31 protein-coding genes are annotated in these 20,246 nt (G+C 66.8%); 2 read left to right on the forward strand and 29 right to left on the reverse strand.

All coding sequences use genetic code 11. The annotated features are described in order from the left end of the window. Window positions 1–35: 35 nt before the first annotated feature. The 27 genes from rplO to rpsL form a co-directional block, all read right to left on the reverse strand. Window positions 36–518 carry a 50S ribosomal protein L15 gene (gene rplO, locus ABD225_RS16860; RefSeq protein WP_344088340.1) on the reverse strand — a complete coding sequence of 161 codons (483 nt, stop codon included), beginning with the start codon at window positions 516–518 and terminating at the stop codon, window positions 36–38. Between the two features lie 2 nt (window positions 519–520). Continuing rightward, window positions 521–703, reverse strand: coding sequence for a 50S ribosomal protein L30 (gene rpmD, locus ABD225_RS16865; RefSeq protein WP_344088260.1), 183 nt, complete (start codon window positions 701–703; stop codon window positions 521–523). Next, window positions 703–1,350 carry a 30S ribosomal protein S5 gene (rpsE, locus tag ABD225_RS16870; RefSeq protein ID WP_344088263.1) on the reverse strand — a complete coding sequence of 216 codons (648 nt, stop codon included), beginning with the start codon at window positions 1,348–1,350 and terminating at the stop codon, window positions 703–705. The genes rpmD and rpsE overlap by 1 nt, the downstream gene beginning before the upstream one ends. A 31-nt stretch (window positions 1,351–1,381) precedes the next feature. Next, complete coding sequence (rplR, locus tag ABD225_RS16875) at window positions 1,382–1,756, reverse strand: 50S ribosomal protein L18 (RefSeq protein ID WP_344088266.1); 375 nt, start codon at window positions 1,754–1,756, stop codon at window positions 1,382–1,384. A gap of 3 nt (window positions 1,757–1,759) precedes the next feature. Beyond that, window positions 1,760–2,299 (reverse strand): 50S ribosomal protein L6, encoded by a 540-nt coding sequence (gene rplF, locus ABD225_RS16880; protein ID WP_344088269.1) that lies wholly within the window; start codon window positions 2,297–2,299, stop codon window positions 1,760–1,762. 12 nt (window positions 2,300–2,311) lie between these two features. Then, window positions 2,312–2,710 carry a 30S ribosomal protein S8 gene (gene rpsH / locus ABD225_RS16885; protein WP_344088272.1) on the reverse strand — a complete coding sequence of 133 codons (399 nt, stop codon included), beginning with the start codon at window positions 2,708–2,710 and terminating at the stop codon, window positions 2,312–2,314. A 236-nt stretch (window positions 2,711–2,946) separates the two neighbouring features. Further along, window positions 2,947–3,132 carry a type Z 30S ribosomal protein S14 gene (locus tag ABD225_RS16890; RefSeq protein WP_324385536.1) on the reverse strand — a complete coding sequence of 62 codons (186 nt, stop codon included), beginning with the start codon at window positions 3,130–3,132 and terminating at the stop codon, window positions 2,947–2,949. Window position 3,133: 1 nt separating this feature from the next. Beyond that, window positions 3,134–3,694, reverse strand: a complete 561-nt coding sequence (gene rplE / locus ABD225_RS16895; RefSeq protein ID WP_344088275.1) for a 50S ribosomal protein L5 — start codon at window positions 3,692–3,694, stop codon at window positions 3,134–3,136. After that, window positions 3,694–4,029, reverse strand: coding sequence for a 50S ribosomal protein L24 (gene rplX / locus ABD225_RS16900; protein WP_344088278.1), 336 nt, complete (start codon window positions 4,027–4,029; stop codon window positions 3,694–3,696). Before rplX ends, rplE begins: the two co-directional genes overlap by 1 nt. A 4-nt stretch (window positions 4,030–4,033) precedes the next feature. Then, window positions 4,034–4,402 carry a 50S ribosomal protein L14 gene (gene rplN, locus ABD225_RS16905; RefSeq protein ID WP_344088281.1) on the reverse strand — a complete coding sequence of 123 codons (369 nt, stop codon included), beginning with the start codon at window positions 4,400–4,402 and terminating at the stop codon, window positions 4,034–4,036. Then, entirely contained in the window at window positions 4,399–4,686 is a 288-nt protein-coding gene (gene rpsQ / locus ABD225_RS16910) for a 30S ribosomal protein S17 (RefSeq protein ID WP_344088284.1), read from the reverse strand. The genes rplN and rpsQ overlap by 4 nt, the downstream gene beginning before the upstream one ends. Window positions 4,687–4,691: 5 nt before the next feature. Next, the gene (gene rpmC, locus ABD225_RS16915; RefSeq protein WP_344088287.1) at window positions 4,692–4,916 is read right to left on the reverse strand and encodes a 50S ribosomal protein L29; all 225 of its coding nucleotides are present in this window, start codon (window positions 4,914–4,916) and stop codon (window positions 4,692–4,694) included. Then, window positions 4,916–5,335, reverse strand: coding sequence for a 50S ribosomal protein L16 (gene rplP / locus ABD225_RS16920; protein WP_344088289.1), 420 nt, complete (start codon window positions 5,333–5,335; stop codon window positions 4,916–4,918). The genes rpmC and rplP overlap by 1 nt, the downstream gene beginning before the upstream one ends. 7 nt (window positions 5,336–5,342) lie before the next feature. Beyond that, window positions 5,343–6,143: a 30S ribosomal protein S3 gene (rpsC, locus tag ABD225_RS16925; protein ID WP_344088292.1), complete on the reverse strand. Its 801-nt coding sequence runs from the start codon at window positions 6,141–6,143 to the stop codon at window positions 5,343–5,345. Then, entirely contained in the window at window positions 6,143–6,514 is a 372-nt protein-coding gene (gene rplV, locus ABD225_RS16930) for a 50S ribosomal protein L22 (RefSeq protein ID WP_344088343.1), read from the reverse strand. The genes rpsC and rplV overlap by 1 nt, the downstream gene beginning before the upstream one ends. A 14-nt stretch (window positions 6,515–6,528) precedes the next feature. After that, window positions 6,529–6,810, reverse strand: coding sequence for a 30S ribosomal protein S19 (gene rpsS / locus ABD225_RS16935; RefSeq protein WP_344088295.1), 282 nt, complete (start codon window positions 6,808–6,810; stop codon window positions 6,529–6,531). A gap of 16 nt (window positions 6,811–6,826) precedes the next feature. Beyond that, entirely contained in the window at window positions 6,827–7,663 is an 837-nt protein-coding gene (gene rplB / locus ABD225_RS16940) for a 50S ribosomal protein L2 (RefSeq protein WP_344088298.1), read from the reverse strand. A gap of 15 nt (window positions 7,664–7,678) precedes the next feature. Then, the gene (rplW, locus tag ABD225_RS16945; RefSeq protein WP_344088301.1) at window positions 7,679–7,978 is read right to left on the reverse strand and encodes a 50S ribosomal protein L23; all 300 of its coding nucleotides are present in this window, start codon (window positions 7,976–7,978) and stop codon (window positions 7,679–7,681) included. Further along, complete coding sequence (rplD, locus tag ABD225_RS16950; RefSeq protein ID WP_344088304.1) at window positions 7,975–8,586, reverse strand: 50S ribosomal protein L4; 612 nt, start codon at window positions 8,584–8,586, stop codon at window positions 7,975–7,977. The genes rplW and rplD overlap by 4 nt, the downstream gene beginning before the upstream one ends. A 2-nt stretch (window positions 8,587–8,588) precedes the next feature. Further along, window positions 8,589–9,245 carry a 50S ribosomal protein L3 gene (rplC, locus tag ABD225_RS16955; RefSeq protein WP_344088308.1) on the reverse strand — a complete coding sequence of 219 codons (657 nt, stop codon included), beginning with the start codon at window positions 9,243–9,245 and terminating at the stop codon, window positions 8,589–8,591. A gap of 11 nt (window positions 9,246–9,256) precedes the next feature. Beyond that, window positions 9,257–9,565, reverse strand: coding sequence for a 30S ribosomal protein S10 (rpsJ, locus tag ABD225_RS16960; protein ID WP_019146773.1), 309 nt, complete (start codon window positions 9,563–9,565; stop codon window positions 9,257–9,259). Window positions 9,566–9,903: 338 nt separating this feature from the next. Beyond that, on the reverse strand, window positions 9,904–10,335 hold the full coding sequence (locus ABD225_RS16965; RefSeq protein WP_344088311.1) for a TA system VapC family ribonuclease toxin: 432 nt from the start codon (window positions 10,333–10,335) through the stop codon (window positions 9,904–9,906). Further along, on the reverse strand, window positions 10,335–10,562 hold the full coding sequence (locus ABD225_RS16970) for a ribbon-helix-helix domain-containing protein (RefSeq protein WP_344088314.1): 228 nt from the start codon (window positions 10,560–10,562) through the stop codon (window positions 10,335–10,337). Before ABD225_RS16970 ends, ABD225_RS16965 begins: the two co-directional genes overlap by 1 nt. A gap of 133 nt (window positions 10,563–10,695) precedes the next feature. After that, the gene (tuf, locus tag ABD225_RS16975) at window positions 10,696–11,892 is read right to left on the reverse strand and encodes an elongation factor Tu (protein ID WP_344088317.1); all 1,197 of its coding nucleotides are present in this window, start codon (window positions 11,890–11,892) and stop codon (window positions 10,696–10,698) included. 103 nt (window positions 11,893–11,995) lie between these two features. Continuing rightward, the gene (fusA, locus tag ABD225_RS16980; protein ID WP_344088320.1) at window positions 11,996–14,110 is read right to left on the reverse strand and encodes an elongation factor G; all 2,115 of its coding nucleotides are present in this window, start codon (window positions 14,108–14,110) and stop codon (window positions 11,996–11,998) included. Between the two features lie 118 nt (window positions 14,111–14,228). Further along, the gene (rpsG, locus tag ABD225_RS16985; RefSeq protein ID WP_048547048.1) at window positions 14,229–14,699 is read right to left on the reverse strand and encodes a 30S ribosomal protein S7; all 471 of its coding nucleotides are present in this window, start codon (window positions 14,697–14,699) and stop codon (window positions 14,229–14,231) included. After that, the gene (gene rpsL, locus ABD225_RS16990; protein ID WP_344088323.1) at window positions 14,699–15,073 is read right to left on the reverse strand and encodes a 30S ribosomal protein S12; all 375 of its coding nucleotides are present in this window, start codon (window positions 15,071–15,073) and stop codon (window positions 14,699–14,701) included. The genes rpsG and rpsL overlap by 1 nt, the downstream gene beginning before the upstream one ends. Before the next feature lie 479 nt (window positions 15,074–15,552). On the opposite strand from rpsL, the gene ABD225_RS16995 reads away from it, so the two are divergent. Then, window positions 15,553–17,307: an immune inhibitor A domain-containing protein gene (locus ABD225_RS16995; RefSeq protein WP_344088326.1), complete on the forward strand. Its 1,755-nt coding sequence runs from the start codon at window positions 15,553–15,555 to the stop codon at window positions 17,305–17,307. Between the two features lie 160 nt (window positions 17,308–17,467). Here the strand turns inward: ABD225_RS16995 and ABD225_RS17000 are convergent, their stop codons facing one another. Together ABD225_RS17000 and ABD225_RS17005 are read right to left on the reverse strand one after the other, a co-directional pair. Further along, on the reverse strand, window positions 17,468–18,274 hold the full coding sequence (locus tag ABD225_RS17000) for a thioesterase family protein (protein WP_344088329.1): 807 nt from the start codon (window positions 18,272–18,274) through the stop codon (window positions 17,468–17,470). Further along, window positions 18,264–18,806, reverse strand: coding sequence for a GNAT family N-acetyltransferase (locus ABD225_RS17005; RefSeq protein WP_344088332.1), 543 nt, complete (start codon window positions 18,804–18,806; stop codon window positions 18,264–18,266). Before ABD225_RS17005 ends, ABD225_RS17000 begins: the two co-directional genes overlap by 11 nt. Window positions 18,807–18,899: 93 nt before the next feature. Here ABD225_RS17005 and ABD225_RS17010 point away from each other — a divergent pair, with 93 nt between their 5' ends. After that, window positions 18,900–20,192, forward strand: coding sequence for a sensor histidine kinase (locus tag ABD225_RS17010; RefSeq protein WP_344088334.1), 1,293 nt, complete (start codon window positions 18,900–18,902; stop codon window positions 20,190–20,192). The last annotated feature ends 54 nt before the right edge of the window (window positions 20,193–20,246 follow it).

A 20,246-nucleotide genomic window follows, 5' to 3' on the forward strand; every position in this document is an offset into this window, starting at 1 on the left:
GCCCCACGGCATACGACGCGGAAGCGTCCGATGGATCAGGCGGTGGCGACGGAGCCGCCGGCAGCCTCGATCTTGTCTTTGGCGGAGGCGGAGAAGGCGTCCGCGGTGACCTGCACCGCGACCGTGATCTCCCCGGTGCCGAGAACCTTGACCAGCTCGCCGGAGCGCACAGCGCCCTTGGCGATCAGGTCCTCGACCGTCACGGCGCCACCGCTGGGGTAGAGCGCCGAGATCTTGTCGAGGTTGACGACCTGATAGGTCGTGCGGAACGGGTTCTTGAAGCCGCGCAGCTTGGGCAGGCGCATGTGGATGGCGGTGGAGCCACCCTCGAAGTGCGCCGGCACCTGGTAGCGGGCCTTGGTGCCCTTGGTACCTCGACCAGCGGTCTTACCCTTGGAACCCTCACCACGACCGACACGGGTCTTGGCGGTCTTGGCTCCGGGGGCCGGACGCAGGTGGTGAACCTTCAGAGCGTGGGTGGACGCCGCGCCTGCGGTGCCCTTGGCGTTGTCAGCCATGCTCACTCGACCTCCTCGACCACCACGAGGTGGCGGACGGTGCGGACCATACCCCGGATCTCGGGGCGGTCCTCCTTGACGACGACATCGCCGATGCGCTTCAGGCCCAGCGTGCGCAGAGTCTCCCGCGCGCTGTGCTTCTCGCCGACGATGCCCTTCTTCTGGGTGACCTTCAGTTGCGCCATCACGCACCGGCCTTCGCGGCGGCCTGGGCGCGCAGCATGGCGGCCGGGGCAACCTCATCCAAGGGCAGGCCACGACGAGCGGCAACCGCCTCGGGACGCTCCAGTACCTTCAGTGCCTGGACCGTCGCGTGGACGATATTGATGGAGTTGTCCGAGCCGAGGCTCTTCGACAACACATCGTGAATGCCGGCGCACTCCAGGACCGCACGGACCGGGCCACCGGCGATAACACCGGTACCAGGAGCGGCGGGGCGGAGCATGACGACACCGGCCGCCGCCTCACCCTGGACGGGGTGCGGGATGGTGCCCTGGATCCGCGGGACCTTGAAGAAGGCCTTCTTGGCCTCTTCGACGCCCTTGGCGATGGCGGCGGGGACCTCACGGGCCTTGCCGTAGCCGACGCCCACGGTGCCGTCACCGTCGCCGACGACGACGAGCGCGGTGAAGCTGAAGCGACGGCCACCCTTGACGACCTTGGCGACGCGGTTGATGGTTACAACGCGCTCGAGGTACTGGGACTTCTCGGCGGCGGCATCGCGGCGGTTGTCGCGACGGTCACCGTCGCGGCCGCGGCGCTCGCCGCGCTCGGCATTCCGGTCGCCGCCGCGGTCGGCGACGCCGGTGCCTCGACGCTGGGGTCCGGGCATCAGATGTTCCTCATCTCGAAGTATGCGGTGTTCACAGAGACAGGCCTCCCTCGCGGGCGCCATCGGCGATGGCGGCGACACGGCCGTGGTACTTGTTGCCGCCACGGTCGAAGACGACCGACTCGACACCGGCCGCCTTGGCGCGCTCGGCGACGAGCTCGCCGACCTTCTTGGCCTTGGCGGTCTTGTCGCCGTCGAAGCCGCGCAGGTCGGCTTCCATGGTGGAGGCGCTGGCCAGCGTGGTGCGGGCCGCGTCGTCGACGATCTGCACGAAGACGTGGCGGCTGCTGCGCGAGACGACCAGGCGCGGACGCGCGGTGGTGCCGGTCAGGGTCTTGCGGAGACGAGAGTGACGGCGCGTGCGCGCCGCGGCCTTGCTCGTGCCGCGCTTGACGATCTTGCCCATGGCTTACTTCTTCCCGGTCTTGCCGGCCTTGAGGCGGATGACCTCATCGGCGTAGCGGACACCCTTGCCCTTGTAGGGGTCAGGCTTGCGCAGCTTGCGGATGTTGGCAGCCGTCTCACCGACGAGCTGCTTGTCGATGCCCTGGATCGCGAACCGCGTCTGGTTCTCGACCGCGAAGGTGATGCCGGCCGGCGGCTCGATGGTGATGGGGTGGCTGTAGCCCAGCGCGAACTCCATGTTCGAGCCACGCGCCATGACGCGGTAACCCGTGCCACGGATCTCCATCTTCTTCTCGAAGCCCTCGGTGACACCGAGCACCATGTTGTTGATCAGGGTGCGGGTCAGACCGTGCAGCGACCGGGAGAGACGCTCGTCGTTGGGGCGGGTAACGGCAACGGAGCCGTCCTCGACCGCGACGGCGATCGGCTCGGCGACCACATGGCTCAGTTCACCCTTGGGGCCCTTGACCGTGACGGTGTGACCGTCGACGGTGACCGTGACGCTCGCGGGAACGGTGACCGGCATACGTCCGATTCGAGACATATCGGTGCTCCCTTACCAGATGTAGGCGAGGACTTCCCCACCCACACCCTTGTTAGCCGCCTGCTTGTCGGTCAGCAGGCCGGACGACGTGGAAATGATCGCGATGCCGAGTCCGCCGAGAACCTTGGGCAGGTTGGTGGACTTCGCGTAGACCCGCAGGCCGGGCTTGCTCACGCGGCGGATGCCGGCGATGGAGCGCTCCCGGTTGGGGCCGTACTTGAGGTTGATCGTCAAGGTCTTGCCGACCTCGGCGTCCTCGACGCTCCAGGAGGCGATATAGCCCTCGGCCTGAAGAATCTCGGCGATGTGCGACTTGAGGTTCGAGAACGGCATGGAGACCTCGTCGTGGTGCGCCGAGTTGGCGTTCCGGACGCGGGTCAGCATGTCCGCAATCGGGTCGGTCATGGTCATGGGCTTGATCGGCCCCTTCTCACCGCGGTTTCTGCTGCCGTATGCCGGCCGCGGACCTTCGGTGTTGGTGGTGGTTTCTTGCGTTGTCGTTCTTGGTGACTCCGCTGGTTTCCCGCGTTAGCGGCAGACCTTCGGAACCATAGATGTCCGCGTGAGCGGAACGGGCAACCGACGAGCGCAGCGAGCTGGGTTGCCCGGAACGGACAACTTCGCCTTCGCGCAGCGAAGCCCTGGCCTTACCAGGAGCTCTTGGTCACGCCCGGCAGCTCGCCGCGGTGGGCCATCTCGCGCAGGCAGATCCGGCACAGGCCGAACTTGCGGTACACGGAGTGGGGCCGGCCGCAGCGCTGGCAGCGGGTGTAGCCACGAACCTTGAACTTCGGCGCCTTGGCGGCCTTGTTCTTCAGCGCGGTCTTCGCCATGTCAGTTCTCCTTGAAGGGGAAGCCCAGCGCCTTGAGCAGCGCCCGTCCCTCGTCGTCGTTCGTCGCGGTGGTGACGATGGTGATGTCCATGCCGCGAACCCGGTCGATGCGGTCCTGGTCGATCTCGTGGAACATCGACTGCTCGGTCAGGCCGAAGGTGTAGTTGCCTCGCCCGTCGAACTGCTTCGGGGACAGGCCGCGGAAGTCACGGATACGCGGCAGCGCGATGGTGACGAGGCGGTCGAGGAACTCCCACATGCGATCGCCGCGCAGCGTCGTGTGCGCGCCGATCGGCATACCCTCGCGCAGCTTGAACTGCGCGATGGACTTGCGGGCCTTGGTGACCTGCGGCTTCTGGCCGGTGATCGCCGTAAGGTCCTTGATGGCGCCCTCGATCAGCTTGCTGTCCTTGGCGGCATCGCCGACACCCATGTTGACGACGACCTTGACGACGCCGGGGATCTGCATGACGTTGGCGTAGCTGAACTGCTCCTGGAGGGAGGTCTTGACCTCACCCTGGTAGCGCGTCTTGAGCCGAGGCTTGGTGACGGTTTCAGTCATCAGATGTCCTTACCGGAGCGTGCGGAGACCCGCACGCGGGTGGTCTTGGTGCGGCCGTCGCGCTCGACCTGCTCAACGCGGGTCTTGACGCGGGTCGGCTTCTTGTCGGCGGGGTCGACGATCGCGACATTGCTGACGTGGATGGGCGCTTCCTGCACGACGAGGCCGCCAGTGCCGCGGGTGCCCGGCTTGACGTGGCGCGTCACGCGGTTGACGCCTTCGACGGTCACACGCTGGGTCTCGGTGTTGACGGCGATGACCTTGCCCTGCTTGGCCTTGTCCTTGCCGGTGAGCACCTGGACGGTGTCGCCCTTCTTGATCTTCATCTTGCCCATGGGGTCAGAGCACCTCCGGTGCCAAGGAGATGATCTTCATGAAGCGCTTGTCACGCAGCTCGCGGCCCACCGGGCCGAAGATGCGGGTGCCACGAGGATCACCATCGTTCTTGAGGATGACGGCAGCGTTCTCGTCGAAGCGGATGTAGCTGCCGTCCGGCCGCCGGCGCTCCTTGGTGGTGCGCACGATGACCGCCTTGACGACATCACCCTTCTTGACATTGCCACCGGGGATGGCGTCCTTGACGGTCGCCACGATGGTGTCACCGATGCCGGCATACCGCCGACCCGATCCACCGAGGACGCGGATGCAGAGCAGCTCCTTGGCGCCGGTGTTGTCGGCGACCTTGACGCGCGATTCCTGCTGAATCACTTGGCCTTCTCCAAAATCTCCACGACGCGCCAGCGCTTGGAGGCGCTCAGCGGACGGGTCTCCATGATCAGGACGCGGTCGCCAACACCAGCGGTGTTCTGCTCATCGTGCGCCTTGACCTTGTGGCTCTTGCGCATGACCTTGCCGTACAGGGCGTGCTTGACGCGGTCCTCGACCTCGACGACAACGGTCTTGTCCATCTTGTCGCTGACCACCATGCCCTGGCGGGTCTTGCGGTAGTTGCGCTCCACGCTCGACTTCTCTTCCATAGTGTTCTCGCTCATGCCGCTCACGCCCCGCCAATGCCGAGCTCGCGCTCACGCATTTCGGTGTAGATCCGGGCGATGTCCTTGCGGACCGCCCGCAGGCGGCCGTGGCTCTCCAGCTGACCGGTGGCCGACTGGAACCGGAGGTTGAACAGTTCCTCCTTGGCCTTGCACAGTTCCTCGACGAGACGCTCGTCCTCGAGGCCCCGCAGCTCGGTGGGGGTCAGGTCCTTGCTTCCGATAGCCATCAGATGTCACCACCTTCGCGCGTGACGAAACGGGTCTTCATGGGCAGCTTGTGCATGGCCAAGCGCATCGCCTCGCGGGCGACCTCCTCCGGGACACCGGAGAGCTCGAACATGACGCGGCCCGGCTTGATGTTGGCGATCCACCATTCCGGCGAACCCTTACCGGAACCCATGCGGGTTTCGGCCGGCTTCTTGGTCAGCGGACGGTCCGGGTAGATGTTGATCCACACCTTGCCGCCACGCTTGATGTAGCGGGTCATGGCGATACGGGCGGATTCGATCTGCCGGTTGGTGACATAGGCGGGCTCGAGAGCCTGGATGCCATAGTCACCGAACGCGAGGGCGGTGCCGCCCTTGGACATGCCGGAGCGACCGGGGTGGTGCTGCTTACGGTGCTTGACGCGACGAGGAATCAACATCGCGCACTCACGCTCCTTCGGAAACGGCCTCGGCAGCCGGAGCCGCCTCGGCGTTGTCAGTGCCGGCCACCGCGTCGCGGCGAGCGCGGGCGGGACGGTCGTCACGGTCGCGGCGCGGACCGCGGGCGCCGCCGCGCGGGGCGTTGACCTGCTGCGCAGCGAACTCCTTCTCGGTCATATCGCCCTTGTAGATCCACACCTTGACGCCGATGCGACCGAAGGTGGTCTTGGCCTCGAAGAAGCCGTAGTCGATGTTCGCGCGAAGCGTGTGCAGGGGCACCCGGCCTTCGCGGTAGAACTCCGAGCGGGACATTTCGGCGCCGCCGAGACGACCCGAGCACTGGATCCGGATGCCCTTGGCACCGGCGCGGAGGGCGGACTGCATACCCTTGCGCATCGCGCGACGGAAGGTCACGCGGGCGGCGAGCTGCTCGGCGATGCCCTGGGCCACGAGCTGAGCGTCGATCTCGGGGTTCTTGACCTCGAGGATGTTCAGCTGGACCTGCTTGCCGGTGAGCTTCTCGAGGTCGCCGCGGATGCGGTCGGCCTCGGCGCCGCGGCGGCCGATGACGATGCCGGGACGCGCGGTGTGGATGTCCACACGAACGCGGTCACGGGTGCGCTCGATCTCGACGCGGGAAATACCGGCGCGCTCCATGCCCTGGGACATCAGCTTGCGGATCGCGACATCTTCCTTGACGTAGTCGCGGTAACGCTGACCCTCCTTGGTGGAGTCGGCGAACCAGCGGCTCTTGTGGTCGGTGGTGATGCCCAGCCGGAAGCCGTGCGGGTTGACCTTCTGCCCCATTAGCGGGTGCCTGCCTTTCCGGTTGCCTTCGGCGCGACGAAAACGGTGATGTGGCTCGTGCGCTTGTTGATGCGGCCGGCGCGGCCCTGGGCGCGCGGGCGGAACCGCTTCATGGTCGGGCCCTCGTCGACGAACGCAGCGCTGACGATCAGGTTGCGCTCATCGAAGGACTCCGATGCGGCGTCGGCCTTGACCCGGGCGTTGGCGATGGCGCTCTGGAGCACCTTCAGCACCGGCTCGCTCGCGCCCTGGGGGGCGAAGCGCAGGGTGTTGACGGCGTCCGTGGCCTGCTTGCCGCGGATGAGGTCGACGATGCGGCGGGCCTTTTGCGGGGTGACCCGCACGTGCCGGGCGATCGCCTTGGCTTCCATAACGTTCTCCGTGCTCATCGACGACGACCCTTCTTGTCGTCCTTGATGTGACCCTTGAAGGTGCGGGTCGGCGCGAACTCGCCGAGCTTGTGTCCGACCATCGACTCGGTCACGAAGACCGGGATGTGGGTCTTGCCGTTGTGAACGGCGAAGGTGTGACCGAGGAAGTCCGGCGCGATGACCGAGCGGCGCGACCAGGTCTTGATGATGTTCTTAGAACCCGAAGCGTTCTGAGCGTCCACCTTCTTTTGGAGGTGGCCGTCGATGAAGGGGCCCTTCTTCAAACTGCGCGGCATGATTCAGGTGCTCCTATCAGCGCTTCTTGCCGGTGCGGCGGCGGCGCACGATCATCTGATCGCTGGCCTTGCCAGGACGACGGGTGCGGCCCTCAGGCTGACCCCACGGGCTGACCGGGTTCCGGCCACCAGAGGTCTTGCCCTCGCCACCACCGTGCGGGTGGTCAACCGGGTTCATGGCGACGCCACGGACGGTCGGGCGCTTGCCCTTCCACCGCATACGGCCAGCCTTGCCCCAGTTGATATTCGACTGCTCGGCGTTGCCGACCTCACCGATGGTGGCGCGGCAGCGCAGGTCGACATTGCGAATTTCACCGGACGGCATACGCAGCTGGGCGTAGGGGCCGTCCTTGGCGACGAGCTGCACGCGAACGCCAGCGGAGCGGGCGATCTTCGCGCCGCCACCGGGCTTGATCTCCACGGCGTGCACGACGGTACCGGTGGGGATATTGCGCAGCGGCAGACTGTTGCCGGGCTTGATGTCGGCGCCGGGGCCGTTCTCGATCGGCTGACCCTGCTCCAGGCCCTTGGGGGCCAGGATGTAGCGCTTCTCGCCATCGGCATAGTGCAGCAGCGCGATGCGGGCGGTGCGGTTGGGGTCGTACTCGATGTGCGCGACCTTCGCCGGCACGCCGTCCTTGTCATGACGACGGAAGTCGATGACGCGGTAGGCGCGCTTGTGGCCACCACCAATGTGACGCGTCGTGATGCGGCCCGAGGCGTTGCGGCCACCGGACTTGCTCAGCGGACGCACCAGCGACTTCTCGGGGGTGCTGCGCGTGATCTCGACGAAGTCGGCCACGCTGCTGCCGCGACGACCCGGGGTCGTGGGCTTGTACTTGCGGATTCCCATGTCTACCTATGCTCCTCAGGCGCCCGCACCGAAGATGTCGATCGAGCCCTCGCGGAGGGTGACGATCGCACGCTTGGTGTCCTTGCGCTTGCCCATGCCGAAACGGGTGCGGCGGGCCTTGCCCTGACGGTTCATCGTGTGAACCGAGTCGACCTTGACGCCGAAGATCTGCTCGACCGCGATCTTGATCTCGGTCTTGTTCGAGCGGGGGTCGACGATGAAGGTGTACTTGCCCTCCTCCAGGAGGCCATAGCTCTTCTCGGACACGACCGGCGCGATCAGGATGTCGCGCGGGTCCTTCTGCACGGTGCTCACTTGGTGTCCTCCTGCGCCGGCCCGACGAAGACGTCGAAAGCGGCCTTGGTGAAGACCACGTCGTCGGCGCACAGCACGTCGTAGGTGTTGAGCTGGTCGACGGCCAGGACGTGGACGTTGTTGAGGTTGCGGACCGACTTCAGCGAGACGATGTCGCTGCGGTCGAGGACGACCAGCAGGTTCTTGCGCTCGGTGAGACCGGCCAGCAGGGCCACCGCGTCCTTGGTCGACGGAGCGTCGCCGGTGACGAGGCCCTCGACGACGTGGATGCGGCCGTGGCGCGCCCGGTCGGAGAGGGCGCCGCGCAGCGCAGCAGCCTTCATCTTCTTGGGGGTGCGCTGGGAGTAGTCCCGCGGCTGCGGGCCGTGGACGGTGCCACCGCCGGCGAACTGCGGCGCACGGGTCGAGCCCTGACGGGCGCGGCCGGTGCCCTTCTGCTTGTAGGGCTTGCGGCCACCACCGGAGACCATGCCCCGGGTCTTGGTGGCGTGAGTGCCCTGGCGGGCGGCGGCGAGCTGCGCGACGACGACCTGGTGGATCAGCGGGACATTGGTCTGCACATCGAAGATCTCGGCGGGCAGATCAACCGTGACGGTCTTGGCGGTCATGCTCAGGCTCCCTTCGCGGCGGAGCGGACGAGGACGAGGCCACCGCGCGGGCCGGGGACGGCGCCCTTGATGAGCAGCAGGCCCTTGTCGGCGTCGACGGCGTGGATGGTCAGGCCCGCGGTGGTCTGGCGAACGCCACCCATGCGGCCCGCCATACGCATGCCCTTGAAGACGCGACCGGGGGTGGAGCACCCGCCGATGGAGCCGGGCTTGCGGTGGTTGCGGTGCGCACCATGGGAGGCCGAGACGCCCTTGAAGCCGTGACGCTTCATGACGCCGGCAAAGCCCTTGCCCTTGGTGGTGCCGGAGACGTCGACCTTTTGGCCGGCCTCGAAGACGGCCGCGGTGATCTCGGCGCCGAGGGTGTAGTCCGCGGCGTCGGAGGTGCGCAGCTCGACGAGGTGGCGGCGGGGGGTGACCCCGGCCTTCTCGAAGTGGCCGGCCATCGGCTGGTTGACCTTGCGGGGGTTGATCTCGCCATAGGCGATCTGGACAGCGGTATAGCCGTCGGTCTCGTCGCTGCGGACCTGCGTGACGACGCAGGGCCCGGCCTGGACGACCGTGACCGGGATGAGGCGGCTGTCGGCGTCCCACACCTGGGTCATGCCGAGCTTCTCGCCGAGCACACCCTTGACGGCGCGCGTGTTCGCGTGAGTCATGGTGGTGTCCCTTAGAGCTTGATCTCGATGTTGACATCCGCCGGCAGGTCGAGACGCATCAGCGAGTCGACGGCCTTGGGCGTCGGGTCGATGATGTCGATGAGGCGCTTGTGCGTGCGCATCTCGAAGTGCTCGCGGGAGTCCTTGTACTTGTGGGGGCTCCGGATGACCACGAAAACGTTCTTCTCCGTGGGCAGGGGAACCGGGCCGACAACGGTCGCACCCGCGCGGGTCACCGTGTCGACGATCTTGCGCGCCGAGCTGTCGATGACCTCGTGGTCATACGACTTCAGCCGGATGCGGATCTTTTGTCCCGCCATCGTGTGGTCGTCTCTCTCTCGCCGTCCAACTAACAAAACGTATGTGGCCTGCTCCGGCCTCCGACCCCCGAGGTCGGGTGTGTCGCCCTAGCTCCGCTACCCGGCGACGCGCCTAATCGGCGATCGTCGGTGCTGATCGGTGGTCCGGCCTGAGCCGGCGGCTTGAACTCAAGAGTGTGTCGCCCCGGCCGTCATGGCTGGTTCGATTCGTTCGCACTCTCGGGCGGCTGGTCAAGCCCAGGGCTCGGTGCCGCGTCAAGCAACCTGATTATTCTGCCAGACCGCACGCTCGGCGGCAAAATCGGGAGGCCGAGCTCGTTCGGGTGACGAGGAATGCTTTAGCCAGCAACGAGCGGGTTGATCCAGCGGAGGTCCGGGAAGCGCGCGAAGTCGCTATCGGCGCTGACGATCGCGAGGCCGTGCTCGAGGCAGATCGCCGCCAGGGCCGCGTCGCTGACCAGACCGGCCCGCAGATCCCGCTCGATCACCAGCTTCTGAAGGAGTCGGCGGTGCCCAGAACCCGGTGCGGGCACCCAGGCAGCCGGGGCGTCCAGCCACTCCTCGATGTGCCCCCAGGCGTGCGCCGGACTGAGCGGGTTGAGACTGGCTCGCGGGTTCGTCGCGATCCGAAGGAAGGCCCACAGTGACATCCAGGGCAAGCCGACCCGTTGCGCCCCGTTCAAGGCCTCCGTGAGCCACTCGCGAGCACGGTCGTGGAATGGGGAGTCGGCATCAACGGCATACAGCAGGATGTTGGCGTCAACCAGCATCAGCGTGCGTCCGAACCTTCAAGGACCTCGAGGGCATCCGCGACATTGGAGACATCGATCCGGATGCCGAGGTGACGCGTGCGCTGAACAAATGGTGCGCGTGAGCGCTCGGAGACCAGCCCCGCGCGGATGAGTGTGTTGACCGCCTCACTCACCCCTTTGCCCTGCGCCCGCAAATCTTCGACAGCCTTGGCCGTGTCCGGGTCAAACTCAACTGTCGTGCGCATGCTGCAAACGTAGCACGCGCGTGCGCCAGCGGGTGCACGCGCAGGGACGCATTTCTGCGGAGACGAAAGGGCCCGTATGCCGATCGGCATACGGGCCCTTCGCGATGCGCGGGTGATGGTCACCCGCGAGGCGTCACTTGTTGATCTTGGTCACGCGACCGGCGCCGACGGTGCGGCCACCTTCACGGATCGCGAACTTCAGACCCTCTTCCATGGCGATGGGCTGGATCAGCTCAACGGCCATTTCGGTGTTGTCGCCGGGCATAACCATTTCCTTGCCCTCGGGCAGGGAAACGACGCCGGTGACGTCCGTGGTGCGGAAGTAGAACTGCGGACGGTAGTTGTCGTAGAACGGCGTGTGACGGCCGCCCTCATCCTTGGACAGGATGTAGACGTTGGCGTCGAAGTTCGTGTGCGGGGTGATCGAACCCGGCTTCACGACGACCTGGCCGCGCTCGACGTCTTCGCGCTTGATGCCACGAAGGAGCAGGCCGACGTTCTCGCCCGCGCGACCCTCGTCGAGCAACTTGCGGAACATCTCGATGCCGGTGACGGTGGTCTTGGTCGCCGGACCGGTGTGGATACCGACGATCTCGACCTCCTCGTTGACCTTGAGGATGCCGCGCTCGATACGACCGGTGACGACGGTGCCACGACCGGTGATCGTGAAGACGTCCTCGACGGGCATGAGGAAGGGCTTGTCCGTCTCACGCTCGGGCTCGGGGATGTACTCGTCGACAGCGTCCATGAGCTCGAGCACGGAGCCGGCCCACTTCTCGTCGCCCTCGAGCGCCTTCAGCGCCGAGACGCGCACGACGGGCAGGTCGTCGCCGGGGAACTCGTAGGTCGAGAGCAACTCCCGGACCTCCATCTCGACGAGCTCGAGGATTTCCTCGTCGTCGACCATGTCAGTCTTGTTGAGCGCCACGACGATGTAGGGGACGCCGACCTGGCGGGCCAGGAGGACGTGCTCCTTCGTCTGCGGCATGGGGCCGTCGGTGGCGGCAACCACGAGGATCGCGCCGTCCATCTGCGCCGCACCGGTGATCATGTTCTTGACGTAGTCGGCGTGCCCGGGGCAGTCGACGTGGGCGTAGTGACGGCCCTCGGTCTGGTACTCGATGTGCGCGATCGAGATGGTGATACCGCGCTGCTTCTCTTCCGGCGCCTTGTCGATGTCATCGAACGCAAACTTGGGGTTGACGTCCGGGTACTTGTCGTGCAGGACCTTCGAGATCGCAGCCGTCAGCGTCGTCTTGCCATGGTCGATGTGACCGATGGTGCCGATGTTGACGTGCGGCTTGGTCCGCTCGAACTTTGCCTTCGCCACTTGCTTGTCCTCCTCAGGACTTCTCTGGGATACCGCTTGCGACCAGGAAGGACGGGCGGTGCTTAGGGGGTATGACTAGAGGGTCAGCCGGTAAGTCTACCGGTCACTCGCCTCGGGTCTTCTTGATGATTTCTTCCGCGACGCTCTTGGGCACCTCGGAGTAGGAATCGAACTCCATGGAGTAGTTCGCGCGACCCTGGGTCTTGGACCGCAGGTCACCGACATACCCGAACATCTCCGACAGCGGGACGAGGCCGCGAACGACCTTGGCGCCGCTGATGTCCTCCATGGCCTGGATGTGGCCACGGCGGGAGTTGATGTCGCCGATGACGTCGCCCATGTACTCCTCGGGCGTGCGGACCTCGACGGCCATCATCGGCTCGAGCAACACCGGGTCACACTTCTTGACGGCCTCCTTGAAGGCCATCGACCCGGCGATCTTGAACGCCATTTCGGAGGAGTCGACGTCGTGGTAGCCACCATCGAGCAGCGTCGCCTTGACGCCGACGAGGGGGTAGCCGGCCAGGGTGCCGTACTGCATGGCGTCCTGGATGCCGGCGTCGACCGACGGGATGTACTCGCGCGGCACGCGACCACCGGTGACCTTGTTGGAGAACTCGTAGAGCTCGCCCTCGGAGGTGTCCAGCGGCTCCAGCGCGATCTGCACCTTCGCGAACTGACCGGAACCACCGGTCTGCTTCTTGTGGGTGTAGTCGTACTTCTCGACCGCGCGACGGATGGTCTCGCGGTAGGCGACCTGCGGCTTGCCGACATTGGCCTCGACCTTGAATTCGCGACGCATGCGGTCCACGAGGATGTCGAGGTGGAGCTCGCCCATGCCGGCGATGATCGTCTGACCGGTCTCTTCGTCGAGGTTGACCTTGAAGGTCGGGTCCTCTTCGGCGAGCTTTTGGATCGCGACGCCGAGCTTCTCCTGGTCGCCCTTGGTCTTGGGCTCGATGGCGACCTGGATAACCGGCTCGGGGAAGGTCATCGACTCCAGGACGACGGGCTTCTCGATGTCGGAGAGGGTGTCACCGGTGGTGGTGGTCTTCAGGCCGATCGCGGCGTAGATGTGCCCGGCCAGCGCCTCGTCAACAGGGTTTTCCTTGTTGGCGTGCATCTGGAAGAGCTTGCCGATGCGCTCCTTCTTGACCTTCGTCGAGTTGAGCACCTGGGTGCCTGCGGCGATCCGGCCGGAGTAGACACGGATGAAGGTCAAGGTCCCGAAGAACGGGTGCGAGGCAACCTTGAACGCCAGCGCAGAGAAGGGCTCGTCGGCCGCCGGGTTGCGGACGATGACCTCGTCCTCATTGCCGACGGCGTGGCCGTTCATGGCCGGGACGTCAAGGGGGCTGGGCAGGAAGTCGATAACGGCATCGAGCATCGGCTGCACGCCACGGTTCTTGAAGGCCGAGCCACACAGGATCGGGTAGAGCGTCGACGAAACGGTCAGGGCGCGGATGCCGGCCTTAAGCTCGGCGACGCTGAGGTCGCCCTCCTCGAGGTACTTCTCCATCAGCTCGTCGCTGGACTCAGCGACCCGCTCGACCAGGGCCATGCGGTACTCGTCCGCCTGATCCTTCAGCTCGGCGGGGATCTCCTGGACTTCATACTTCGCGCCCATGGTGACATCGCCCTTGGCATCGCCCGGCCACACCAGGGCGCGCATCTCGACCAGGTCGACGACGCCAACGAAGTCGTTCTCCGCACCGATGGGCAACTGGATGACCAGCGGCTCGGCGCCGAGGCGGTCCTTGATGGTCTGAACGGTGAAGTAGAAGTCCGCGCCGAGCTTGTCCATCTTGTTGACGAACGCGATGCGCGGGACGTCGTACTTGTCGGCCTGACGCCACACGGTCTCGGACTGGGGCTCGACACCCTCCTTGCCGTCGAAGACGGCGACGGCGCCGTCGAGGACGCGCAATGAGCGCTCCACCTCAACGGTGAAGTCGACGTGGCCGGGGGTGTCAATGATGTTGACCTGGTTGCCATTCCAGAAGGAGGTCACCGCGGCGGAGGTGATGGTGATGCCGCGTTCCTTCTCCTGCTCCATCCAGTCGGTGGTGGAGGCGCCGTCGTGGGTCTCACCGATCTTGTGGTTGCGACCGGTGTAGAAGAGGATGCGCTCGGTCGTCGTGGTCTTGCCAGCGTCGATGTGCGCCATGATGCCGATATTCCGGACCTTGGTGAGGTCGGTCAGGACGTCCTGTGCCACTTTGGGTTATCTCATCTCGTTCGTTGCGAACTGCGTTACGTGTCAGGGTCCGGCGCGGCTGCGCCGGGGGCCGTATGCCGCGCGCTCGGGTGAGCACGCGGCATACGACCGGCTGGGGTCACCAGCGGTAGTGCGCGAAGGCCTTGTTGGACTCGGCCATCTTGTGGGTGTCCTCGCGACGCTTCACGGCGGCACCGAGGCCGTTGGAGGCGTCGAGGATCTCGTTCATCAGGCGCTCGGTCATGGTCTTCTCACGGCGCTGCCGGGAGTAGCCGACGAGCCAGCGCAGCGACAGGGTCGTGGCGCGGCCCGGCTTGACCTCGACGGGGACCTGGTAGGTCGCGCCCCCGACGCGGCGGGACTTGACCTCCAGGGTCGGGCGGACATTGTCCAGCGCCCGCTTGAGCGTGGGCACGGGGTCGGTGCCGGTCTTGGTGCGAACACCCTCGAGGGCGCCGTAGACGATGTTCTCGGCGATCGACTTCTTGCCATCGAGCAGGATCTTGTTGACCAGCTGGGTCACCAGGACGCTGTTGTAGACGGGGTCGACGACGAGCGGCCGCTTGGGTGCGGGACCTTTACGAGGCATTACTTCTTCACCTTCTTGGCGCCATAGCGGCTGCGGGCCTGCTGGCGGTTCTTGACACCCTGGGTGTCGAGCGCGCCGCGGATGATCTTGTAGCGAACGCCGGGGAGGTCCTTCACACGACCGCCACGCACGAGCACCATCGAGTGCTCCTGCAGGTTGTGGCCGACGCCGGGGATATAGGCGGTGACCTCGATGCCGCTGGTCAGGCGCACACGGGCGACCTTGCGCAGGGCCGAGTTCGGCTTCTTGGGGGTGGTGGTGTACACACGGGTGCACACACCGCGGCGCTGGGGAGAGCCCTTCAGGGCAGGAGTCTTGACCTTGGTGGCCTTGTCCTGCCGGCCCTTGCGCACCAGCTGGTTGATGGTAGGCAAACTGCGTCCTTCGATTCGTCGTGGCGCTCGTCCGGGTGGACGGGCGCTCCTAGTCATGTCTGGGCTCGACCCCCGATCTCGGGTGTGTCGCCCAGGCTCTCCCCTGCACTCCCCGCTTCCACACACGGGTGGAGTGTGAAATGGTTTGCCCGGCGAGAGGGTGTGGCATATCAGTCACCAAGGACTGCTGCCCGGCGGCTCGCGCGCAGCGCAGCGCTGCGAGACACGGTGCTCCAGTCTAGTCGGGCGCACCGGCGCAGCAAAATCGTCTGGCCCGACCCGCTGACCAGCAAGTATGCGGCGGCCCCGGCCCACATCCTCGTCTCCGTGGACTAGCGTCCCTAGGGTGCCCGACCCGGGCGCACACGGTCCACCGGCCTGATCTAGGCCGCGGGGGACGCGCGATGCGAGGTTCCCGTGCGGTGGTCCGTGCCACGACCGAGAACAAGGACGTTCCCGTGCGCTGAAGCAGAATCCGGATGTTGACCGGGGCTACCGCCCTGGCTCTGGTGGCCGCCCTGGCTCCAGCAACCATCGCCCAATCCGCCCCCGCGGCCGAGGGGGCGCCAAGTGCCGGCGCGGCAGCCGGCGACGATCGGCCCGATGCGGCCAGCGACGCCCGCCGCGACGCCATGCAAGAGGCCGTCTCTCAGGTGGTCTCCGGCAAGGCGAAGCCGGTGACCAAGGGCAAGAGCAAGGCCGTCAAGATCTCCCCCGGCCAGTGGGCGCAATACGGGCTGCAATCCAGCGATTCGATCCTCACCTTCCTGATCGACTTCGGCGACCAGATCGACCCGCGTTTCCCGAGCGCTCCGGCCGGGCCGCAGCACAACCAGATCCCGCAGCCGGACCGCAGCACCGACAACACGACCTACTGGGTCCCGGACTTCAGCACCAATCATTACAAGGACATGTTCTTCGGCTCCGGCGAGTCGATGACCAGCCTGTATGAGGAGATGAGCAGCGGGCGCTACACCGTCGACGGCGATGTCTCCGACTGGGTCACCGTGCCGTACAACTCGGCCAGCTATGGCGAAACCGAGAGCCAGACGGATATGACGCGCTTCATCCAAGACAGCGCGAATGCGTGGTACGACCAGCAGAAGGCGGCCGGCAAGACCGATGCCGAGATCACGGCATACCTCGCCTCCTTCGACAAGTGGGACCGCTACGACTACGACAAGGACGGCAACTTCGGCGAGCCGGACGGCTATATCGACCACTTCCAGGCCGTGCATGCCGGGGAGGGCGAGGAGGCCGGCGCCCCGAGCTCGGCGATCTGGAGCCACCGCTGGGCCGTCGGCCAGCGCAGCGGCGGCGGGCCCGCCTGGAACAAGATCGGCGGCATCAAGATCGGGAACACCGATCTGTGGATCCGCGACTACACCACCGAGCCGGAGAATGGCGGGCTCGGCGTCTTCGCGCATGAATACGCCCACGACCTCGGCCTGCCGGACCTCTACGACACCAGCGGCGGCGAGAATGGCACCGGCTTCTGGACGTTGATGTCCTCCGGTTCGTGGCTCGGCCACGGCAAGGACACCATCGGCACCACGCCCAACCACATGGGCGCGTGGGAGAAGCTGATGCTCGGCTGGCTCGACTACACCGAGGTCGCGGCCGATCAGAAGGCCACGCTCATGCTCGGGCCGTCGACGCACGCGACGAAGAAGTCGCAGGCGCTGATCGTCACGCTGCCGGTCGATGCCAATGGCAAGTCGCGCTACTACATCGCGGAGAACCGCCAGTACCTCTCCTATGACGCGACCCTGCAGACCGGGCCTTACAACTTCGGCTGGCTGAACACCAAGCCGAACTGGGTCGAGCACTTCCCGTACCAAAACGGGCTGCTCGTGACGTACTGGAACACCGCCGTCTCCAACAACAACACCCGCCAGCACCCGGGCTCCGGCCGCGTTCTGCCGGTTGACGCCCGCGCCAAGGCGCTGACCTGGAGCGATGGCGTGGTGGCTCGCAACCGGATCCAGACCTTCGATGCCACTTTCGGCACCGAGGCGACGGACCCGATCTCGCTGCACCGCGAGACGGCCGCTGGCATGACGACCCTCTCCGTGCCCTCGCAGGCGCCCATCGCCATCTTCGATGACAGTGACCCCAACGCCTACTACGACGACGCCAACCCGATGGGCAGCGTCAAGGTCGCGGGCGTCGGCGTGACGATCAAGGTCGTCCAGGCCAACTCGACCGGCAAAATGACGGTGCGGGTGAACTGACCCCACCTGCCTCGGGTTGGGGTCGGCACTCGCGCGGGTGCCTGCCCCCGCCCTAACGCTCGAGCTACCGCCTGGTTTTGGTCGTGATCACGACCAGAACCAGGCGGTAGCTGCGTTGGTAGCGGGACGCGCGCGGGTAGGCCGCCTGGGCCAGCACGGGTCAGCGGGTGCGGGGGCGGACCAGCAGCGACTGGGCGGAGGCGCCGATGACGCCGCGCTCGTCATACAACGTGGCCCGGGCCAGGCCGGCCCCGGTGCCGGCGAGCAGGGTGGAGGCGGCGAGCGCCACCCACTCCCCCTCGGGCGGCCGCACAATGTGCACCGTCAGGTCGGTATTGCGAAAGTCCCAGGCGCGCAGGTCGAGTTCGGCGCCGATCCCGGAGGCCGAGTCAACGCAGGCAAGCACCCGCTGCAGCGGCGAGAGCGCCTCACCGTCGATGAGCGGCACGCGCGGACGCATCCACACCGTCGCGGGCCCAGCCTGCGCGACGCTGCCCTCCACCCAGCGCCAGTCGATGCTGTCGGCATACCCGCGCACCCAGCCTGGTGGCATGGGGTGATGTATGCCGTCCGCCGGCGTCCCGGGTGGGCTCGCCGCCCCCGCTTCGGGCCCGCCGTCCAGGATCGGCACGCACCAGGCGCTCGCCTGGGCGACGGTGCGCCCGGTCGCCGGATCGGCCAACTCGGCCCGCACTAAGGCCACCGCCCGACCGTCGCGCAGCACCTCGGCGCGAACGACCACCTCGGCGACCGGGATCGGCCCGAGCAAGTCCATCGTGAACCGCGACACCCGCTTCCCCGCGGGCACCACGCGCCGTTCCAGTTCGCGCGCCAGCAGGGCCGCCGGGGGTGAGCCGTGCTGGGAGTCCTCGGTCCAGGGCCCGGCCGTATGCCAGGTCGCTCGGAAGGTCGCGGCCGCACCGGTGTCCTCGACGGCTTCGAAGTATGCCGTCGCTTCAGTGTTCATCGGCGGTGTCCTCCAGCGAATCGAAGGCGGATGCATAACGGAAGGGCCCGCCATCGCGCGACGGGTCGAGGTGCGTCAAGGGCCGGGCTTGGAAGTATTCGCCCCACGGGCCGGGGCTCTGGATGCCGAGCTGAGCGGCCGGGAGGAAACCGAACCGGGCGTAATACGCCGGATCTCCGAGCAGGGCAATTTCGCGCTCGCCGGCGACCTGCGCGGCGTCGATGACGGCCGCCATCAGCGCCGAGCCGATGCCCTGGCGTTGGTGCGACGGCAGGACGGCGATCGGGCCCAGCCCGACGGACGGGCGCTCCCCGATCCGGCCGCGACTGCATACGACACTGCCGACGACCTCGCCGTCGCGCACGGCGACGAAGGTGAGGGCCGAGAGCACCGCGCCATCGGCTCGCAGGCGATCGAGCAGCGGCGCCTCGATCGGCTCCGCGGCGCCCGGCGGCGTGGCGAAGGACTCGGCGTGCACCCGACGCACGGCGAGGATGTCCTCGGGAGATTCGGCCCGCACGTGGATGTCCACCGCCGAATGCTATGCGTCACAGAGTGCCCCTTTCGGACACATCGGGTGAGCGCGAGTCACGGGATGTCGGTGTCCGGCAATAGCCTTGGGTTTGTGAAGGCCGTGCCGTGGCGACCGGACCCGGCCGGCGGCTGGGCCGAACTTGTGGAGTTCGGCATCCGGCTCGGGGTCATGGTCTGCTTCCTGGTCAATATCGGCGTGACGCTCGCCATTGGTCGCCGGTCACTGGACCTTGCGGACGGGCGCACTCAGTGGGGCGTCGCTCTCATGGGGGTGGCCGCCGTCGTCATGCTGACGGCCACGATCACCTGGCGCCGCCTCGCTGAGCTGTCCGTGCTCGCCGCCGCGCTTTTCAGCGCCGGCTTGTTACTGGCCGGGCCACAGACACGGCAGTCCATCGACCTTGCCGATTCTTGGTGGCCCACTCAGGGCTTGATCGCGACCACAGCCTTCCTGGCGGTCGCCACGCGCTATGGCTGGGCCCTCGGTCTCGGCGTCCTCGCCGTGAACTTCCAGGTTCGTTGGAACACCTGGCTCGCCGATCCAGACATTCCAAGCCTGCACCGATCCGTCGAGGCGTTAGCGTCGACCGGTCAACTCGTCGCTCTCGCCGGCGCCCCGGCCTTGACCGCGATGCTCGTGCGCCGCGCGGCGCAGAAAGTCGACGACGCGGCCGCCCTGCGCGCCGCGGAGCGAGCAGACGCCGCGGCGCGGGAGGCGAAGGCGCGGCGCGAGAAGGAAGCAGATCTCTTCGTGCACGACGAGATCCTGCGGACCCTGCAAATGATCGCGATGGGCGGCGCCGGTGTCTCGCCCACGGCAGCCCAAGAGGCGGCTCACGCCTTGGTAGCCGCGCCGCTCGGCGCAGCGGAGGAGGACCCCGAGCGCGAGCAGACCCAGGAGTCTCTGCTCGGGCCGGTTCTGCGGGCTTCGCGGGTCGAGGTGCGTTACCGCGGGCCAGATGTGCTCCTGGTGCCGGGACCGGTGCAGGAAGCCTTCCGGCGTGCGAGTGCCGAGGCTCTTCGCAATGTGGCGCAGCATTCGGGCGTGAAGTCGGCGGACGTGACGGTCGGCATGCGTGGGCTCGTGGTCGGGGTGCAAATCCGTGATCGGGGGGTGGGCTTCGAACCCGGAGTGACGCATCGCCGCGGCCTCAGCGCCTCGATCCAGGCTCGCATGACCGATGTCGGCGGTTCTGCCAGCGTGACGTCGGCGCCGGGCGAGGGAACCGTCGTGGATCTGACCTGGTCCCCTTGGCCGCGGCGGGCGGCATGGACCGAGGGCAAGGCTGGCATCCTGCCGGATCTTTTCCCCTATCTCGTCGTCATGGCCGCCCCGCTACTGCTCCTCGGGCTGTGGTTCCCTCCGCTCCTAGGGAAGCGCTGATCTTTAGGACTGTGCGGCCTGGTGGCTGGCTCGGCCGGGCGGGTCGGGAAATGA

This window comes from Nostocoides veronense, from assembly GCF_039531185.1.
Taxonomy (GTDB): domain Bacteria; phylum Actinomycetota; class Actinomycetes; order Actinomycetales; family Dermatophilaceae; genus Nostocoides_A; species Nostocoides_A veronense.

Excerpts from the sequence above, each read along its gene's own strand:
- ABD225_RS16970 (WP_344088314.1), bottom strand. The coding sequence starts at position 10,562 with ATGCGCACGACAGTTGAGTTTGACCCGGACACGGCCAAGGCTGTCGAA.
- rpmC (WP_344088287.1), bottom strand. The coding sequence starts at position 4,916 with ATGGCTATCGGAAGCAAGGACCTGACCCCCACCGAGCTGCGGGGCCTC.
- rplX (WP_344088278.1), bottom strand. The coding sequence starts at position 4,029 with ATGGGCAAGATGAAGATCAAGAAGGGCGACACCGTCCAGGTGCTCACC.
- rpsG (WP_048547048.1), bottom strand. The coding sequence starts at position 14,699 with ATGCCTCGTAAAGGTCCCGCACCCAAGCGGCCGCTCGTCGTCGACCCC.
- rplB (WP_344088298.1), bottom strand. The coding sequence starts at position 7,663 with ATGGGAATCCGCAAGTACAAGCCCACGACCCCGGGTCGTCGCGGCAGC.
- rplE (WP_344088275.1), bottom strand. The coding sequence starts at position 3,694 with ATGACTGAAACCGTCACCAAGCCTCGGCTCAAGACGCGCTACCAGGGT.
- rpsS (WP_344088295.1), bottom strand. The coding sequence starts at position 6,810 with ATGCCGCGCAGTTTGAAGAAGGGCCCCTTCATCGACGGCCACCTCCAA.
- rplR (WP_344088266.1), bottom strand. The coding sequence starts at position 1,756 with ATGGGCAAGATCGTCAAGCGCGGCACGAGCAAGGCCGCGGCGCGCACG.
- rplP (WP_344088289.1), bottom strand. The coding sequence starts at position 5,335 with ATGTTGATTCCTCGTCGCGTCAAGCACCGTAAGCAGCACCACCCCGGT.
- rpsE (WP_344088263.1), bottom strand. The coding sequence starts at position 1,350 with ATGCCCGGACCCCAGCGTCGAGGCACCGGCGTCGCCGACCGCGGCGGC.
- ABD225_RS16995 (WP_344088326.1), top strand. The coding sequence starts at position 15,553 with ATGTTGACCGGGGCTACCGCCCTGGCTCTGGTGGCCGCCCTGGCTCCA.
- rplO (WP_344088340.1), bottom strand. The coding sequence starts at position 518 with ATGGCTGACAACGCCAAGGGCACCGCAGGCGCGGCGTCCACCCACGCT.
- ABD225_RS16965 (WP_344088311.1), bottom strand. The coding sequence starts at position 10,335 with ATGCTGGTTGACGCCAACATCCTGCTGTATGCCGTTGATGCCGACTCC.
- rplC (WP_344088308.1), bottom strand. The coding sequence starts at position 9,245 with ATGACTCACGCGAACACGCGCGCCGTCAAGGGTGTGCTCGGCGAGAAG.
- rpsQ (WP_344088284.1), bottom strand. The coding sequence starts at position 4,686 with ATGAGCGAGAACACTATGGAAGAGAAGTCGAGCGTGGAGCGCAACTAC.
- rplF (WP_344088269.1), bottom strand. The coding sequence starts at position 2,299 with ATGTCTCGAATCGGACGTATGCCGGTCACCGTTCCCGCGAGCGTCACG.
- ABD225_RS16890 (WP_324385536.1), bottom strand. The coding sequence starts at position 3,132 with ATGGCGAAGACCGCGCTGAAGAACAAGGCCGCCAAGGCGCCGAAGTTC.
- ABD225_RS17000 (WP_344088329.1), bottom strand. The coding sequence starts at position 18,274 with ATGAACACTGAAGCGACGGCATACTTCGAAGCCGTCGAGGACACCGGT.
- rpsH (WP_344088272.1), bottom strand. The coding sequence starts at position 2,710 with ATGACCATGACCGACCCGATTGCGGACATGCTGACCCGCGTCCGGAAC.
- rplV (WP_344088343.1), bottom strand. The coding sequence starts at position 6,514 with ATGGAAGCCAAGGCGATCGCCCGGCACGTGCGGGTCACCCCGCAAAAG.
- rpsC (WP_344088292.1), bottom strand. The coding sequence starts at position 6,143 with ATGGGGCAGAAGGTCAACCCGCACGGCTTCCGGCTGGGCATCACCACC.
- rpmD (WP_344088260.1), bottom strand. The coding sequence starts at position 703 with ATGGCGCAACTGAAGGTCACCCAGAAGAAGGGCATCGTCGGCGAGAAG.
- rplD (WP_344088304.1), bottom strand. The coding sequence starts at position 8,586 with ATGACCGCCAAGACCGTCACGGTTGATCTGCCCGCCGAGATCTTCGAT.
- rpsJ (WP_019146773.1), bottom strand. The coding sequence starts at position 9,565 with ATGGCGGGACAAAAGATCCGCATCCGGCTGAAGTCGTATGACCACGAG.